At 54.1% G+C, this 15,540-nt stretch carries 15 protein-coding genes; 6 read left to right on the plus strand and 9 right to left on the minus strand.

Annotation, left to right across the window (positions count from 1 at the left end):
• From AB4048_RS26145 to AB4048_RS26165, 5 genes are all read right to left on the minus strand, one after another.
• Positions 1-818 (minus strand): hypothetical protein (locus AB4048_RS26145; RefSeq protein ID WP_442204899.1); only part of this gene is annotated, 818 nt, incomplete at its 3' end.
• 198 nt (positions 819-1,016) lie between these two features.
• Positions 1,017-1,181 (minus strand): hypothetical protein, encoded by a 165-nt coding sequence (locus AB4048_RS26150; RefSeq protein WP_442204900.1) that lies wholly within the window; start codon positions 1,179-1,181, stop codon positions 1,017-1,019.
• Positions 1,182-2,000: 819 nt separating this feature from the next.
• The gene (locus AB4048_RS26155) at positions 2,001-2,816 is read right to left on the minus strand and encodes a thermonuclease family protein (protein ID WP_442204901.1); all 816 of its coding nucleotides are present in this window, start codon (positions 2,814-2,816) and stop codon (positions 2,001-2,003) included.
• 328 nt (positions 2,817-3,144) lie between these two features.
• On the minus strand, positions 3,145-4,902 hold the full coding sequence (locus AB4048_RS26160) for a hypothetical protein (protein ID WP_442204902.1): 1,758 nt from the start codon (positions 4,900-4,902) through the stop codon (positions 3,145-3,147).
• A gap of 742 nt (positions 4,903-5,644) precedes the next feature.
• Complete coding sequence (locus AB4048_RS26165) at positions 5,645-6,085, minus strand: hypothetical protein (protein WP_442204903.1); 441 nt, start codon at positions 6,083-6,085, stop codon at positions 5,645-5,647.
• Positions 6,086-6,283: 198 nt separating this feature from the next.
• Between AB4048_RS26165 and AB4048_RS26170 the strand changes: the two genes are divergently transcribed.
• The 5 genes from AB4048_RS26170 (at position 6,284) to AB4048_RS26190 (ending at position 10,564) form a co-directional block, all read left to right on the plus strand.
• On the plus strand, positions 6,284-6,589 hold the full coding sequence (locus AB4048_RS26170; RefSeq protein ID WP_442204904.1) for a hypothetical protein: 306 nt from the start codon (positions 6,284-6,286) through the stop codon (positions 6,587-6,589).
• 17 nt (positions 6,590-6,606) lie between these two features.
• Complete coding sequence (locus AB4048_RS26175; RefSeq protein ID WP_442204905.1) at positions 6,607-8,613, plus strand: AAA family ATPase; 2,007 nt, start codon at positions 6,607-6,609, stop codon at positions 8,611-8,613.
• Positions 8,614-8,699: 86 nt separating this feature from the next.
• The gene (locus AB4048_RS26180) at positions 8,700-9,113 is read left to right on the plus strand and encodes a metallophosphoesterase (RefSeq protein WP_442204906.1); all 414 of its coding nucleotides are present in this window, start codon (positions 8,700-8,702) and stop codon (positions 9,111-9,113) included.
• Positions 9,114-9,166: 53 nt separating this feature from the next.
• On the plus strand, positions 9,167-9,511 hold the full coding sequence (locus AB4048_RS26185) for a hypothetical protein (protein ID WP_442204907.1): 345 nt from the start codon (positions 9,167-9,169) through the stop codon (positions 9,509-9,511).
• 216 nt (positions 9,512-9,727) lie between these two features.
• Positions 9,728-10,564 carry a hypothetical protein gene (locus tag AB4048_RS26190; protein ID WP_442204908.1) on the plus strand — a complete coding sequence of 279 codons (837 nt, stop codon included), beginning with the start codon at positions 9,728-9,730 and terminating at the stop codon, positions 10,562-10,564.
• A gap of 481 nt (positions 10,565-11,045) precedes the next feature.
• Here the strand turns inward: AB4048_RS26190 and AB4048_RS26195 are convergent, their stop codons facing one another.
• Positions 11,046-11,846 (minus strand): hypothetical protein, encoded by an 801-nt coding sequence (locus AB4048_RS26195; protein WP_442204909.1) that lies wholly within the window; start codon positions 11,844-11,846, stop codon positions 11,046-11,048.
• A gap of 611 nt (positions 11,847-12,457) precedes the next feature.
• On the opposite strand from AB4048_RS26195, the gene AB4048_RS26200 reads away from it, so the two are divergent.
• Positions 12,458-12,973: a hypothetical protein gene (locus AB4048_RS26200; protein WP_442204910.1), complete on the plus strand. Its 516-nt coding sequence runs from the start codon at positions 12,458-12,460 to the stop codon at positions 12,971-12,973.
• A 771-nt stretch (positions 12,974-13,744) separates the two neighbouring features.
• Here the strand turns inward: AB4048_RS26200 and AB4048_RS26205 are convergent.
• The 3 genes from AB4048_RS26205 to AB4048_RS26215 form a co-directional block, all read right to left on the minus strand.
• Entirely contained in the window at positions 13,745-14,041 is a 297-nt protein-coding gene (locus AB4048_RS26205) for a PRC-barrel domain-containing protein (RefSeq protein ID WP_442204911.1), read from the minus strand.
• Positions 14,042-14,340: 299 nt separating this feature from the next.
• The gene (locus AB4048_RS26210) at positions 14,341-14,706 is read right to left on the minus strand and encodes a hypothetical protein (protein WP_442204912.1); all 366 of its coding nucleotides are present in this window, start codon (positions 14,704-14,706) and stop codon (positions 14,341-14,343) included.
• A gap of 176 nt (positions 14,707-14,882) precedes the next feature.
• Positions 14,883-15,230 (minus strand): hypothetical protein, encoded by a 348-nt coding sequence (locus AB4048_RS26215; RefSeq protein WP_442204913.1) that lies wholly within the window; start codon positions 15,228-15,230, stop codon positions 14,883-14,885.
• Positions 15,231-15,540: the final 310 nt, after the last annotated feature.

Raw genomic sequence — 15,540 nt, forward strand, 5'->3', positions numbered from 1 at the left:
CTGCCGCGACAGACGCCGGAGACCTTCTCCATCAAAATCTTCACGTAACGAAATCCCCGGTCGCATCGTAAACCTCCAGTTTGCCCCAGAGATTCAGATTCACCGCGTTTTGGGAAGGCCAAAGAGTCGAGGTCAGCGAGTTGGCGTATTACCTTCGTCCCGGATTTCCCAGTCTTCTCAGACTTCTTGCCATTATGCGTGTACAGTCTCTGCGACCGACACGCCCGCAACATCTTCGCGATATCATCGCGCTCGAAGAAATCTGATCTGGGCTGCGATTTTTTCGGAAGATGGATCTTCACAACGTGCTCTATCAGGCGGTCTTCGAGCGCGATGTTGAGTGCTCGACGAAGATACTCCAGGCGGTTGCGAGCCGCCCCTGAAGTCTTGCAGACCTTCCAGTAGGCATAGCAATTCTCACGCGTAATTTCCGCGATAGTCTTCTTACCCCACCATCCAATCAAGTCCATGACGTAGGTCAGGACTTCGTCTGGTCGGGAGAGACGTTTGCGCCCGTCCCCCTCAGGCACACTGATCGCGACGTCGATATAGTGCGAGAGGACCTCTGCCAAAAGCACTTCATTATCGGCAGTACTTTTTGGCGCAGCCTTTCCTGTAGTCCGCTCGACTAGCCACGTCGCATAGAATTTCTCAGCCTCAGCGCCTTCTCCAGCGCCGAATCCTGTGCTTTTTCGCGCCTGACGACCTCGACCCTCGTCAAAGTATCTGATGGTCCAGACAGCCCTTTCAATTGACCCATTCTTGTTCTCGCGCTCGGGTTCAAGGTAGAGTTGTGGCGCGTTCCGACGGCGAGGCATGTATTGATCCACTCCTTGATTGCGGTGCGGGTTACGAAAATATTCTTATTCGGCCGATACACAGCCAGCTTCCCTTGGCGGATAGCCTCCCTCATCATCGACGCAGTGACCGTACGAGACGGAATCCATGGCGCGTGAACCGGCATCCTGCCGCCGAGTTCGCGGAGACAGAGGGCTTCGTCAATTCTGAGAAACTCGTTATCTTGGGGTGTACTCGTCGAGCGACTGGACAATCTCTTCGAGATGTTCGGTGAAGTCGGCTATTCGCTCTTGTTGACGATCATATAAATCCGCGTTCCAGCGGATTATTTCTTCGATTTCCAGGTTGAGTGTTTGAATTTCAAGATCGATGAGGTCATGCATTCCTTTATCTCTATTGCGCTGACAACAGACATAAAGCCAACCATGCGGCACGACAAGTTATGGTCCGCAGAAAGCAAAATGATTTCAGAGCAGCCCTGTCCAGGTACTACGGCGGCGGAGCATGGCCATCGCAAATCAAGCTCAAGGCCAAGACTGTCAGGCTTAAGACACGCATCATCCGTCGAGATGCCTTACCGATAACCAACATTCTCTCCGCTTTCTTGCATCACGGCGTCGTAACGTTGTGACAGCACGTAGTGACGGGGATTTGATATGCCGAGAACAGCGACAGGAAGAAAAGAAGCGCAGCGCCTGCGGCAGCAGCGATATCGTGAGCGGCTGGCTTCGAAATGTGAGCCAGAGGTCCAGGAGCTTGATACAGCTATAGCCGTTGCCCTCGCGCGGCTGGTTGTTGAGCTTGAGACTGGCAAAGGTATAGCAGGGTCGAGGGCCCTGCTGGACAACCTCCTGCTGTTCGCTATCGAGGTTCTCAAGAGACGTGGCTACTCCGGCCGCGCGGCTGGCCGTCTCATGCACCGCAGGCTGACCTGGCTCAAAGCGGGTCTGAAAAATCCAGATGCCGACTGGTTGACCAAGCGTGGATTCTAAGCATGACAGGACGTCTCTCCCCCCATTACTTAGTATATTTCAAACACTTTAATCCAACATCACATAGTGACCGCCAGGCGGCGGCGCGCCGTGCTTGCCAGGCGGTCCGGTACATCGCTTCCCTTGACCTCGATCACCCGCAGTTCGCCAATGGTCGAGGTTTTTAGCAAGTCTGACATGCGCGGACGTCGGATCGTTACACGCCGTGGTCTAACCGCACCAAGGCCGAGGCGTCGGTGGGCATCCGGTCGCACCGCAGACGAACCCGACAGCGAGGCCTTCAGATATTAACGTCTGGCCGACATCTCGGCCGTCCACGCGCAAGATACCGCAGCTCCGACCATAGTTGCAGTGATCAGTGCCTTCTGTCCCGGGTTTGCAAGAACACGCGATTTGAGTGACCTCCGTTTGTCCGAAGGCAACAAGCTCGCGTAGGCGGTCAGTCGCGCGGTTGCCCAGCGCAAGTTCCTGATTGCACCTGGGGGAGAAGATTTCCGGCGCATTGAAGCCGACGAGTCTGACCCGCGTGCCGTTGTCCATTTTGATCGTATCGCCATCAGTGATTGAGAAGGCCTGTGTTCCGAAGCCCGATGATACAGGTGATATAGATGAGTCGGCCGGGTCATATACAGACGACGCAACAGACGGCCCCTGCGAATTAAAGCCGAGTTTTTTACTCATTTCCGTTATCGCCCCGCCGATAACTACAACAGACAAGACCACGAGCAGCAAAACCGATTTTATCTTTCTGTATGTGGTCCAGGCCCTCCGATAGGTAGATCCGCGCGGACGTGACCTGACGGCCCTATCGTCAGTTATGAAGCGCAGGTCGGCATCTGATCGTAATTTTGTCAGGCGTCGCAGCGTTGCCATCTGGTTCTCGCTGAGGCGCGTTCGCGTGCCATATCGAGCGATCTTATCTCGCGTATCGGCGAGGAATTGCCTCTGCCATTTGGTCGTCCGCCCCTCCTGCAGCACATCTTCGATACGGCTTCGGAAATAGGTAATCTCGATATCGCTCAGCATATCAGGCCCTCATGGATACCGTGATCATAACCTGCGTGACCTAAAGCACTGGTTTCCAGATCGCCCTCAATTTTATCGGCTTCATCGCAAGCCGACGGCCAACGCTTCTCCCAAGGAAAAACAATGCCTTGGGAGAGAAGAGATGTCAGGCAATGATGCAGTTTTGTATCGCGGCAGGAGCCCTCCTCAGGCTTCTGCGAGTCAGCGCACAAAGGATGTCGGCAACCTTCCCGAAGATGGCGGGCACGCTCTAGGCGGCCTTCAGCCAACGCTCCACTCAGGAGATTGGTTCGAGAACAAGATCAGGTCCAGGAGGAGGTCATCGTAGCTACGCCGCCATCTGCCGTTGCGCCATGTCTTCGATCATCGCCAGGATCGCAACCAAGTCCGGATCCATTGGTGGAGGACACTCGACCATCGCCAAGACAGCAGCGGCATCGAGGCGAGGCTGATCAGGATTGGCGCGGGTGATACGCTCGATTACATTTCCGATATGCAATCGCGTACCGACCTGATGCCGGTTCCATCGCACCTCGTTCGCGGCCTCACGTAAAAGGACATCGGTTTTGGACGATGCCTGATGCTCCTTGCGCTTATATTCGACGACCTGCCTCACCGTTGAACTGTCGCCGGTCAAACCGGGTTGTGCCATGGTTACCTGGAGGTTGCGTATATCCGCTGTATCCGGGGGGGCCGGATTGCCCCAACCCTTTTTATCTATACAGCAATTTTCACACCCCAATTTGTTGCGTTCCACCGCTTCCACAATCTCCGCCCACCGGCCGACCGCCGTCCGCCGAGAAATGCCGCTGGCGGCGGCAACCGCCGTTTGCGTAATCGTCTCGCCCGCTGCCTGCAGCCTTTGGAACGCATCCACAAGCCTATTCAGAGTCGAAATGCCCTTCATGGTGCCTGCATACTGCCCACCTGCTTTTTGTCGCTCTTTTACCGTCTCCAGGCCGCACACGACATCGAGTAGTTTGCCACGGTTCACTGCTTTGCCTTCGAGCTTTGCCGGATCGAAGTGTGCGACGAGGTAGTCGCTGACTTTGCTGGTTATATAGCCTACGCCTTCCGCACTCAGCCCCGCTTTTTCCACGAAAGCATCGAGTGCACTATGAAGATGATCCGCCAGTGCCCCACGGCTATGGCGCATTCGGGCGTCGGCTCCGAAATGCCATTCCGCCAAGAGACGCTGGCCTTCCGTACGCAACACCTCGAACACTCGGTTCGAAGCTGTTAGGCCGAGTCCACACTGCACTGCAGCCGCCCTACGTGTCAGTACTGCGCGGGCGACGCGAGTGTCTACATATTCGGCGTATTCCGCCAAAGTGGGCCAGATGTCCGGATTTGGTGTACGCGTGCACCAGACGGGCGACGTCGGGCATTTCATCCGCCCAGTCATCGTCGGTACAGCAGGGTCAGCGCCGAGGTCTAGCAACGCTGCAGCGAGACCACGCGAAACGGCGTCGAACAACTTGACTGGCCCCTTCCGGCACCGCTCGTCGTCGCTTCGCCAAACAGCGGAGCCATAAGGCAACAGCCAGATGAAATGTGGTCTTGCGAATGTCCCATCATCCATAAGATCACCAACGATAATATGAGGCAGGCAGGGAATGCTGCCGTCGCGAACCACTTCCTTCAGGGCAGCTTCGCAAGTCTCAGGACTGTTGAAGATGCCGTCGCAATCGACCCGGAGAGCAGCCATGAACTCATGGTTCAGCTCGACATAGGGATAGTCCAATGTGAGCAGTTTCGAGCGCGTCTGCACCGCCAGATTTGCCTTATCATCACTGGCCCGCGCTTTTCCGCCGCGAGGGACAAGCGATACGAAATATTTTAGGACAAAATTCTCCTCGGAACGCAGACCGAATTCGCTGAAGGGTTGCCTGATCCGGCCCCCCACCTCGCGAGCGAACCGAAGCTCGTAGCCTTCCTCAAGGCGTTTGCGCACCAGCTCTCTTTGCTCGACGGCCGCAGCCGCAAACTTATTGGGCTCATTTCGATTTAGACACGACGGGCGGCTTTTCTTCGCCTGTCTCTTCAGACGTTGCGCTTCTAAATAGCGCGTTTCGAACCCTACCATCCCGTTTGATCGGCCCGGAGTGCTGCAATCTGCAGGTGAGTAATGTTGACATTTTTTTGTGACAGACTGCGGCGTTTGATCTGCTGGGATATGTCCCAGCACGAAGGTCAATCAATTGTGAATGGAGGCTTTACACAAGGCATGAAATTGCTCGTCTTCATGAAACAATGATCAAAAAAGCACGGAGGGTTCCCGCCCTGTGATGTGCCTTTTTTAATGGTCAGAGAAGAACGGATCGCCGTCAAGCGCCAATTACCTCAGAATCCACCAGGACTTTGGACACCGGTCGCGCCAATGATCGCGACCGCGTTGGGGTGCCGATCGGACTTGCCGTCCTCGAAATCAACAAAGAGGCCGAAATGCGCTACCTGGGCAATGGCGAATTAGAACGCGCATCGTCCCGCAGATTGCTACGGCATCACATGGACGGAGTGGCGGCGCGTTCCCGCAGGCCCGTCTCAAGCTAGTCGGTTACGCTCCGCACCCATCCCATTCTATCGCGACTCGAATGGGCGGAAACGCAACGCAATTCGCTCAACCTTAAGGCCGGGGCGATCGTCCTCAAACTAAATCCGCCGCCCGATGAACGCCTGCTAACTCAGTAAGCTCTCTCATCGAAGAATTTGCCAGGCCATGCACAGTCCGGATCAAACCTCCATGAAACCCGGTCTTCCCTCCCAAGGCGCTCTCCATCTGATGCCGCCCTCCGCTTTTGCCAAAGGCTTCGTAGAATTCCACGCCCTTAAGGTCTACGAAACCGAACGCCTGCGCCAGAGTTTCCATCCTCCAGGATGATGATCACACCTCGATTTGAAAGCGTTTCGCGTATCTTGCGAACTGAATCTTCAGGAAATCGCTTAAAGTTTTCCTTTTCCACTCGACTGATTGAGTCAGCGCTGAGGCCAGTCTGCTTGGCGAAGCTGTGCACAGAATGTCCAAGCAATGCACGAGCGTGAGGGAGCATATCCGTCCATTTGTTCCCCACAGCCTCGATATACTTTACCCCATCCCCGACATCCTCGCTCGCTGCCAGAAACTCCAGTCCTTTCTCCTCAAGCGCCACCTTCACAGCGTTCAACTTCTGAGGATCAGGCAGTTTCCGCTTAGGACTTTCAAGCCTTTTCAGGACCGGGACGGTGACGTGTGCACGGACGGCGAGACCCTCGCGAGTCTCTCCAGTCATCGAACGCGCCGCGCGAATTTGCGCATGTGTCAGGTAGTCCACCATGACCGGAAAAGAATGGATAAGGCAAAAATGTCAACATTAGTCCATTCATGCGCTCGCATGGTCTTTTTTGCCGCATGATCGGTCCTTTTGTTGTGCGAATCATTTTTAGCGTTTAAGAAATCACCGGAGAAATCGAATCGGAAGGAAAGTTCGATGCACGATAAATGGCTTGGAACCTCGCCCGGCGTTCTCATCGAGCGACTTCAGGGACTTCTTTTGGATATGGAGCGCCTCTCCAATCCTGGCGGCTTCACTGGCCCCGACAACCCAGTGATCATTCGCAACTGCATGTTGGCGCAACGTGCCGTGCCGTGCCTCATTGGGAAGATGTCAGGCCATCCGCATATCAAGGAAGGTGAGCCCGCCATCACGAGCGAACTCTTCTATCTCGACTACAAGCGGAAGCTGGGGAGGACACTCAGCAGGTGGTACCTCTTCGATCATGGACTAATCGGCTAAAGGCGGGAGCAAAAGTTATGGACAAGGCCCTAGCAGACAGTCTGGACCGTTATATTTTCAAACTACAGGAAGTAGCAGATCACCTGAAAAGCTCGCGAACCAGCGAGTTTCGTAAATCGAACCGGAATAACGCGGCCATTGCTCTCAAGTCCGCAACTGACTTTCTGGCATATTGCGCTCTCGTATCCTTCTTTCGCAGGAACATTGGCGGCCTATCCGAACCGTCTTGCGTTGCAGTAATCGCGGTCCCTTCTCACTGGGAGCTGAACGACGTTCATGACGCGGCGAAAATCATCCTGAAGGATCAGAAGGGCGTCAAAGTGTGCCTCCATCCCACGTCCAAGCATCGGCGTGGGTGGGAAATCGATGCGGCCGAACTCCTTGAGTCGGGTGAGAAATTGATCATCTTCGCGCACGAGGGCTCCGTCCTCCACGAAGACTTCGAGCTTGCGGCGACACTCTCCGACAAACTTGTCCTTTGCGATGTCCGGCACCTGCGAGCCCTTAGTAAATTTCGGAAATGCGGAGCCCTTACTGACGAACAAGCGATGGTGATTGCAGAGCAACCATCGGAGCGAATGGAAGCAATCTTCCGTCGCGATCAGCCAGCAAGCCGCGCTGCAATGAGGCTGCTAAAGCAAAAAGGCCACAAGCCAGAGAGCACAAAGCTTTTGGACGTCACCAAGGGTTTTGGCGAAGCGAGCGTCTGGGCTCAAGAATTGAAACGAGACCTCGCGCAGTGGCGGCAAGGAAGCCTCCGATGGACTGAATTGGACAAGGGTTGCTTACTCTACGGCCCCTCTGGAACCGGCAAGACACGTTTTGCGGCCGCTCTCGCTGCAGAATGTGGGCTGCACTTGGAAGCGACATCAATCCCGAAGTGGCAGTCATTTAAGGATGGCGACCTCGGGGATATGCTGAAAGCGATGTACCAGGCCTTCAACTCAGCAAACGAAAAGGCACCCAGCTTGCTTTTCCTTGATGAATTCGACGCAATCGGTGATCGAGCCAAATTTCCAGCTCGCCACGAAACCTACTCGACGACCGTGGTCAACGCCATGCTTGAATGCTTGGACGGAACCGAGAGTCGCGAAGGCGTTATCGTCGTTGGCGCATGCAACTTCCCCGAGAAGATCGATCCAGCTTTATTGCGAAGCGGTCGGCTCGAAAGGCACGTTTTATTTCCTTTGCCGGACGCAACCGCGCGAGGGGAAATCCTTGGATTTCATCTTCCGACCTTAGCGGACGATACCGCGCTTAAGGAAATTGGCGAACGTCTGCCAGGGAAAAGCGGCGCTGATCTCGAACGATTGGCACGAGAGGCGAGACGGGTCGCGCGAAAAGAGGCCCGGGATGTCAACATTTCCGACGTCAGATCGCAGGTGCAGGTGCCGCCCCCGCTCGACGCCAAGACCTTGTACCGTGTCGCAATCCACGAAGCTGGCCACGCCATTGTGACCCACGCCCTGCTGTTGGGGAAGATCGAACGCGTTGAAATCTATGACAACGTTGAGAACTTCGCGACAGTAACAGATTCCCATGGAGGCACGATGATCTCGATGCCACAGAGGGAATTCTTGAGCCGCTGGGATGCGATGAAAATCATCACCTCCGATCTTGCCGGAGCTGCTGCTGAGGACCTGATTTTCGGACACCGGTCAAACTGGTCCACGGGAAATCGCGAAAGTGATTTTGCCAAAGCGACAACGTTGGCAATCAGGATGGTGGCCGAATATGGCTTTGGAAACTCGTTCTATTTCCTTCCCGGCTCCGTAGATATCACCTCGGCTTGCGAGCTGTGGAACGATTTAAAGCTTCGGGATGACGTCACCGAAATCCTTCAAGAGCAGTACCAACGCGCAAAGGAAATGCTTGACGGACTGAAACCCTGCTTGCTGAAGCTCGCGGAGGCCCTTGTAAAACACAAGCGCCTCGACTCCAACCAGTTGGATCCGTACTGGCCCGGTGCTTCCAAAAGAAAAACGGCGGGACAGCGGAAAACGCCGCGCCATCAGCAGCCCTGAAGCCATCTGCCTAAAGAAGTTGATCCATTGCACTTCGCGAGTCTTTCGCGCGGCCCGGACTTATATTGCCTTGGAGGCACTAGGAAATGCGAGCCTGGATAATCAGCGACATACATCACACCAAAATGGATGTTTTTTGGGGTGACGGCCTCGTCGTGCCAGACGCGGATATATGCATCTGCGCCGGTGACGTCGCGAATTCGATCTCCGAAAGCGTGGCATACCTGAGGCGGTTTATCGAACCTCGCATGCCCGTGCTCTACATTCTTGGAAATCATGACTACTACGGCTCAGGTATCGATTTTGCCATCGAGCGAGCACGCCGCCTGATTGAAGGCACTCAAATCCACTTGCTGGAAAACCAAAGCGTTACGCTAGGAGATTGCCGGTTGGTCGGCGCGACCCTTTGGACCGACTTTGCAGTATTGGTCGGAGCGACGAGCACATTCCCGACGAGGAGCGGCGGGCGAAGGCTTTCGGCCTTGTCCCCTCACGTATAATGGATTTCCACTCCATCTTTCGGTCCGACGAACGTCATTCCAGTGAGAACGGAATGGTGACTGCCAAAGAAATCCTTGAGCGACACGTCAGAAGCCGAAACTTCATCGACCAAGAACTATCTCAACCGTTCGACGGCCGCACAATTGTTGTCACGCACCATGCCCCGTTGATGCAAAACTTCGATCCGAGGTTCTTCGGGAATGTCACTAATGCGGCCTTCGCGTCCGACCTGTCCGATCTGATTTGGCGGAGGCGGCCGTCGCTCTGGATTCATGGACACATTCACAAGTTCAGAGATTATATGGCCGATTACACGCGCATCATCTGCAACCCGGTTGGGTACCAATCCGAGAAATACATTTCTGGATTTCGGCCGGGTTTTGCAATCGACCTATAAGGTTTGACCACCAAAGAGGCCCTAGAACCCTAATACGTTGCTGTGATCTTGGGTGACACATCGGTGGATGGCGACCATTCATTTCATGCCCGCAATCGCATCAAGGATGGTCGGTTAGTGTCCCATCGCCGAACCGAAGTCATGGCATGGGAGGCATTCGAGGACATACACGGCGGGCGAGAGCGTCCGGAACGCGATGGTGCGAGGAGAGCAGTGATGACCACCGGTGGAGTTATTCTGCATTTCAGAGCGGAATGGAGCAACGGAACCTGCATTTTCGTCGTCACATTCCCGCGAATAACATGGGAGCAGCGACGCGAGATTGAAAGTGCGGCGGACGCTGCAGGTTTCCTGCGATCAGAGGAAGTCTGGATGCCACCTGGATCAGGTGGCGCAATTCTGGGATTCACCAACGTGCTTTCTGGCATCGGGTTCCGTCTGCAGATCGACGACAGCAACAAAGATTGGCCCGCAAACCTGCAACGCTTGAGGCTCGAACCAGAGACCCGCTGTCAGCTCGAAGCTCTGCCGGAATTCAAATTGACCGAATTGTCTGGCTATTGCCCAGTCCAAGGTCAAGGTCAACTTGACGGTCAATATTGGTACTTCCGCGCCCGTGGGTCCTCGTGGCGGTTTGAACTCGGGGGAAATGACAGCGGATCAAAAGTGCCGGTTTGGTGGCATGAGGAGTACTGGCCCAACGATACCGGCTTCGAGGCTGGATATCTCACTGATGAAGAAGCGATCTCCTGCATTCTGAAAGCAGTTGAACTGTCCCGAACCTCGGATCGCAGCCGGTTCGAAAGGGGACACGCCGACTACGAACGCACCATGCTTGAGGGCTGGTCTATTCGCGCATTAAGCCTTCGCCGGGTGATCAAACGCCTCTGCATCAGCGGAGAAGAGGCCATTGCGCGAATGAAGGCATACGGCATTGAGTTGCCTTACACAGCTGATCTTGAACTGAAAAGTCTCAACTCGCCGAGATCAACTGTCCATGCGTTTAACCGGGCAACGGGTAAATGGATCGTGATTGACGAGGAAAATGAGTAGGCGTGAAGCGGCCGATTTTTCGGCGTCACACTACCCGTAGGCCCTTATAAGAGGAGCCGCCGATGCGGGCCTGGATTCTGAGCGATATTCACGCCTCCCCCCACGGAAATTTTCGGAGGCTTGTCGTTGCGAATCCCCGACGCTGACCTTTGTATCTGCGCGGGGGATGTCTCCAACAGCGTTATTCACAAAGCCCGAGATTATATAGCCGACCGCACCCGCATTTTCTGCAATCCCCGTAGTTACAGCCATTAGCATGACTTTTCCGGGTTTCCGCCCCGATTTTGTCATCGACCTATTCTCGATTTAGCTTCGCTCGCAGCGTTCGATGATGAAAGAGGCGATGGCAGACGCTTCTTCGACAAAAGGTCCTGCTGCAGCCAGCCTAAAGCCGACTGAGCCAAGGGATTGAGTTAGCCTGTCACAATCCCAGCCGCCTGAAGGTCTGTTTCTTAACGGTCAGGCTTGCGGTACTTGGCCCTCACCTATTTGAGTGGGGCCACCTGCTCTCAGCCATGCGTTTGTTCTTGTAGTCGATCAGCAGTGCCGCAACCTCGTGCACCTTGATATCCGGCAACGATTCAAAGCCCCCGCCAAGAGCATCGAGATGTGACCGAAGCCGGTTCGCAACAAGGTCAATCTCACGAACCCGTTCTAGCTCCTTTAGAGATGGCTTTCGAGGTGGCTCGGAATACTCAGCCTCCTCCCCATCGGGCCACACCTGCTCCAGCTCGATCCCGGGGGTTATGCCAATTATCCTCAAGTTGGGAGAGAAAACGACCGGGAGGTAATTATATTCTTGGTCAAAGCCAGCGGCGGTAAACCAACCGTCCAAATCGTGCCAGCCAACTGTTGTCCAATTCGTTTCATCGAACAGTTGGTTGGCCATCTCGACGTCATCGGCCTTTATGAACGCCGACGCGTGGACAGTTAGGTCTGCTTCAAACACGGGACTGTTGCCGTCGCTGAAGAAATCGCGAGACCTGGGGATTACCTTTGACTTCCGCCCTTCCGGATTTGGAATTAGCGCCTCCGCTATCGCCGCCCAGTCGATCGCTTCGCATTTCGCATTTGGCGTCCTCCCTCTGATCATCATCGCGTAGGCAATACTTACCTCAGGAAGAGTGTAACAACCTAAAGGCGCATCGGGAAACCATCGACTATCCACGGCATTCAATGGCTTGCCAAGGATTTTTTGAAGTTTTGCGTCAGCTTTAGGAAGGGTCGGCGCTTGGATATAAATCGTGGCGGCTAGGTCAATCGGGATAGTGAAATATGCCATTTCGGGAACTCAGATACGGTTGGAAAATGGTCACCTAGTTTCCGAGGGCTGTCAATGTGACGCCTCCAATGCGCCAAAAGTGCCCTCCCACGCATTCTGGTCGGCCTACAACGGCAGAATGATTAGAGGTCTGTGGTACCTGAGTCATCACCCTTCCCCACCATTGTCCGTTTCTGCGTATTGATGAGCGTTGAGGGTTGGAACAACAATCACTGGCAGGCCCTCCCGCGCTCCGACATAAATCGCGCCATCAAATGGAGTAGCCGTATTTCGAAGGCGTTCCGGGTAAAAGAACTCGATCCGGTGTGCTGTTCCACGCTGTAAGCCTTTAGCTGTTTGGGCCGCCCACTTGTCATTTCTTACCTACAAGATCCACACCTTCCGAGCGCTGCTCTTCATGGCACGAACAAATAGTGAACAATCCAAGTCGAGCCAATAGGCATTTTTAGAGCCAGTCAGTCGTCTCGCCATTGCGGCCGGTATTGATGTAGCCAAAGTCTCTCAGAAGGCGTGTACAGGTCGCCTCATACTCCTCAAGAAAAATTCTCTAGGGGACTTCACATCTGCGGAAATTCGGGTTCCCATGAAGTATCGCAATTTTCTCTCAGGTCATGGTTTCTTATTATACGACAACCCCCGTCCACTTCACCAACGCCTCCAACCAACTGTTTTTTGCCATCGAGACACTATGGCAAGCGGCGTCGAACGAGATCGACATCGGTCTGGAGCACCTTGAAAGACAGTTGCAGATTAATCCCGATCAATTGCTGGATAATTGGTCGATACGCGTTTCTGGATACGGCCTACAGATCGAGGCGGATCCCCTTGAAGTCTGGATGGGGAGCACTGAATGGAGCGCTCCTGGATTTTGTCACAACTTCAAGCCCGGAAATACGCTTGCCGCGCTTCGCGCAGCAATCAACGGACACAGAACAAGCCTAGCTCGGCTCATAGTTTTCCATGTGATGCGGGGTGTTGGATATGAGCAGATCTATCAATGCGACGCTTTTACCACGGCGGTCTGTGGAACGCTGTCCGCGCCTAGTCTGGTGACATGCGAAACCAGAAATGAGGTCCCGTTCGACCTCCATTTAGTCGAACCAGTAAACCGCAATATTAGGCTCTGAACCTCAGAGCTGACGATGGTCGATCCGTCGGCATCTCGGACCTTGGATATACCAATGGTTGCAGCCGCCCCTTTTCGACCTGCTATTGCCAGAACCGTGGCAGTCACGAGGTGCGTGTAACGCGATTGGAATGCAGAGGATTGATCGCAGGTTGTCGAGTTCGGAAACTGTTGGGGCATTCCTCGTTCCCCCATCAGCAGATAAGGAGATGTAAATAGCCTAATCCCTTAAGGTTGGAAAAGCTGTTAAAAAACCTTCAGGATGGCAGCAGCCCAACATCGAATTACTTCGATTGGCCTTGGATTCTGAACGCAGACGACTCGGTTTCGCAGCTTGAATTTCCGGGAGCCGTTGGGCGTTGCATGCAAAGAGCTATCAATCGAAACCGATCGGTTGAACCGCTATCTTCTACCAACCGAACAACACCTGGCTGCTCAGGACTATGTAGCGGAGTTTCTGAAAGATAGCGATTTCCGATGGAACGGAGGCTATGAGGTTGAACGGTTCGATGGCGAAAACAAGCGTCTGCTTGAAGCCGCGATTTCATATTATGCCGCCCCGCCTGCCATTCCCCTACCCGGCGTCCACTAGTGGCTACTAATCCCGGTTCTATTTCTTTCTGTTCACCGGGTACTTCGGGCCAGACATTTAGGGTCTTATACGAAACCGTAAGCCGAGCACTCCATTGTGCTCGGCTGAGTAACTGTACCACTTGAGCGTCGTCCGTTCATGGAAACCCGGCAACATAGCCGGGCGGTTGATCGACTCAGATCAATCTGTGTGCTCGGGCATCGCCTTGAGTTGATCTTCCGTCCAGGTGGTGACGGCGTGGACTTCACCATCTTCGTTCCGCATGAAATCCAGGTCGGCGATCGGGACGGATACCGGCTTCGCTCCGATATGAAGGAAACCGCCGACATCGATTACGACTGCGGCACTGGAACCCGCGCCATGTACATGATCTACGGTTCCCACCGTGCTGTCATCCGCTCCATAGACCGTAGCGCCTTCCAGGACATCTGGCGTCAATTCGTACGAGGTAAGCCTCACGTGATTGGTATGATCCATTTCGGTTGACTCCGTTACAAGTTGGATTGGAGCAGCCCGCCGAAGAGTCGTTTGTTCCGGCGCTCGAAGGAAAATGGTCCCTCTAATAGCCTACATTGGTTCTAGTCGCTGTGTGCCGACGCCGAGCTGAATCGGCCAATCTCGACTTTACGGAAAAGGTCATTTTCTTCGTGTCAGCATGAGCGAGAATGGGATTGCTCACCACGACAGCGGTGGGATAACGATACAAGTCAGTGCCAAAAATTTCTCCGCTCGTTGGCCGATCGATCCAACATGACATCCCGCCGAAAACGGCTTAGCTACACCGCTGAAATGGGATCAGGCAGCCCGCCAGATTCATAGAAAATAAAGGCATTGCCGAAATCGATATCGTAATCCGCGCCAGTTATCCGCAATTGACGCATGCGCTGGTCGATAATAGCCCAAGAAACAATTAGGCTCTCCTTGGCCATCCTGCCGATATAACCGTAGAGATCTTCAATCTCTTGGTGGCATCGAGCGTCGACATGATCGGAGAGAATGGTTTTCAATATCTCATCACTAGTACCGGACAGCCTTTCGTCTGAACGTGCAGCTAGAGTATGGTGGTTGTCGCCCATTCCGACGATAGAGATTACGGCGAGGCGATCTTCATCAAGATGCCTTCCGGTGTTTGGATCAATCATAAGTCCCTCCAAAGAATGGCTCGCCCACCTCGTTCGAAAAGGCAACGAGCTTCTATCTTCTCAGTCAACCAAGCCAAACTCTCGAAGAGACGGGACTTTGCAAGAAGTAACATAATCCGAATACTTATCGACAACAGGGCTGTCAGCGGATGTGTACGCAAAGCGCGGCATCCGCTCTATGTTGAGGCTGGGTGTGCTCCAAATTCCGGGTCGGTTGATTTGAGACTTTGGCGGTACGCACGCGCAACCTTGTAAGTCTCCTCCACCAATTTGTTATCATCGAGGTCATCGCTGTGATCGAACTGGCCCACGATTTCTGCTGATCCGTTTAAAGACAAAACGAAGACGGCTCCCGCCTTGTTTGCCGCTAAACGGCACGCGTGAATCATGTTCGCAATCGCGGCATCCTCGTTCGCAAGGATATCTGGATAGCTGGACTGAACCGCAGCAGGAGGCGTATTGGGCGGGAGTTTCCCGCTGACAATGTCCTCGGCGATTGTTACGACGATTGGGTCAACTGCCATTCGCTCTTCGTTTGATATCCTGGCCACAGTTCGCTCCTGTATCGAAATTGGACTGCGAGCCTCATTGCCACAACGCTATCACGCGTCAATGCCAGGCGCCTTTTGTGATTACTGACCCGTGAATTTGGCTTTTCAGATTCTAGCGAGGCTGTTGCGCTAGGGGTGGCATAGCGTCCACGGGCAAGCACCTCATTCAGCTGAACTTAAAGGGCATTAGCTTCAAAAGAGAGCTATTCGCGACTTTAATCGGCTAGTGTCCAATAACATTCATTATCGGACGCCACGAACAGGTGGCGGCGGACTCAGCCAC

This window comes from Rhizobium sp. RAF56 (assembly GCF_052113965.1).
Classification (GTDB): domain Bacteria; phylum Pseudomonadota; class Alphaproteobacteria; order Rhizobiales; family Rhizobiaceae; genus Rhizobium.

Excerpts from the sequence above, each read along its gene's own strand:
- AB4048_RS26150 (WP_442204900.1), bottom strand. The coding sequence starts at position 1,181 with ATGCATGACCTCATCGATCTTGAAATTCAAACACTCAACCTGGAAATC.
- AB4048_RS26155 (WP_442204901.1), bottom strand. The coding sequence starts at position 2,816 with ATGCTGAGCGATATCGAGATTACCTATTTCCGAAGCCGTATCGAAGAT.
- AB4048_RS26160 (WP_442204902.1), bottom strand. The coding sequence starts at position 4,902 with ATGGTAGGGTTCGAAACGCGCTATTTAGAAGCGCAACGTCTGAAGAGA.
- AB4048_RS26165 (WP_442204903.1), bottom strand. The coding sequence starts at position 6,085 with ATGACTGGAGAGACTCGCGAGGGTCTCGCCGTCCGTGCACACGTCACC.
- AB4048_RS26170 (WP_442204904.1), top strand. The coding sequence starts at position 6,284 with ATGCACGATAAATGGCTTGGAACCTCGCCCGGCGTTCTCATCGAGCGA.
- AB4048_RS26175 (WP_442204905.1), top strand. The coding sequence starts at position 6,607 with ATGGACAAGGCCCTAGCAGACAGTCTGGACCGTTATATTTTCAAACTA.
- AB4048_RS26180 (WP_442204906.1), top strand. The coding sequence starts at position 8,700 with ATGCGAGCCTGGATAATCAGCGACATACATCACACCAAAATGGATGTT.
- AB4048_RS26185 (WP_442204907.1), top strand. The coding sequence starts at position 9,167 with ATGGTGACTGCCAAAGAAATCCTTGAGCGACACGTCAGAAGCCGAAAC.
- AB4048_RS26190 (WP_442204908.1), top strand. The coding sequence starts at position 9,728 with ATGACCACCGGTGGAGTTATTCTGCATTTCAGAGCGGAATGGAGCAAC.
- AB4048_RS26195 (WP_442204909.1), bottom strand. The coding sequence starts at position 11,846 with ATGGCATATTTCACTATCCCGATTGACCTAGCCGCCACGATTTATATC.
- AB4048_RS26200 (WP_442204910.1), top strand. The coding sequence starts at position 12,458 with ATGGTTTCTTATTATACGACAACCCCCGTCCACTTCACCAACGCCTCC.
- AB4048_RS26205 (WP_442204911.1), bottom strand. The coding sequence starts at position 14,041 with ATGGATCATACCAATCACGTGAGGCTTACCTCGTACGAATTGACGCCA.
- AB4048_RS26210 (WP_442204912.1), bottom strand. The coding sequence starts at position 14,706 with ATGATTGATCCAAACACCGGAAGGCATCTTGATGAAGATCGCCTCGCC.
- AB4048_RS26215 (WP_442204913.1), bottom strand. The coding sequence starts at position 15,230 with ATGGCAGTTGACCCAATCGTCGTAACAATCGCCGAGGACATTGTCAGC.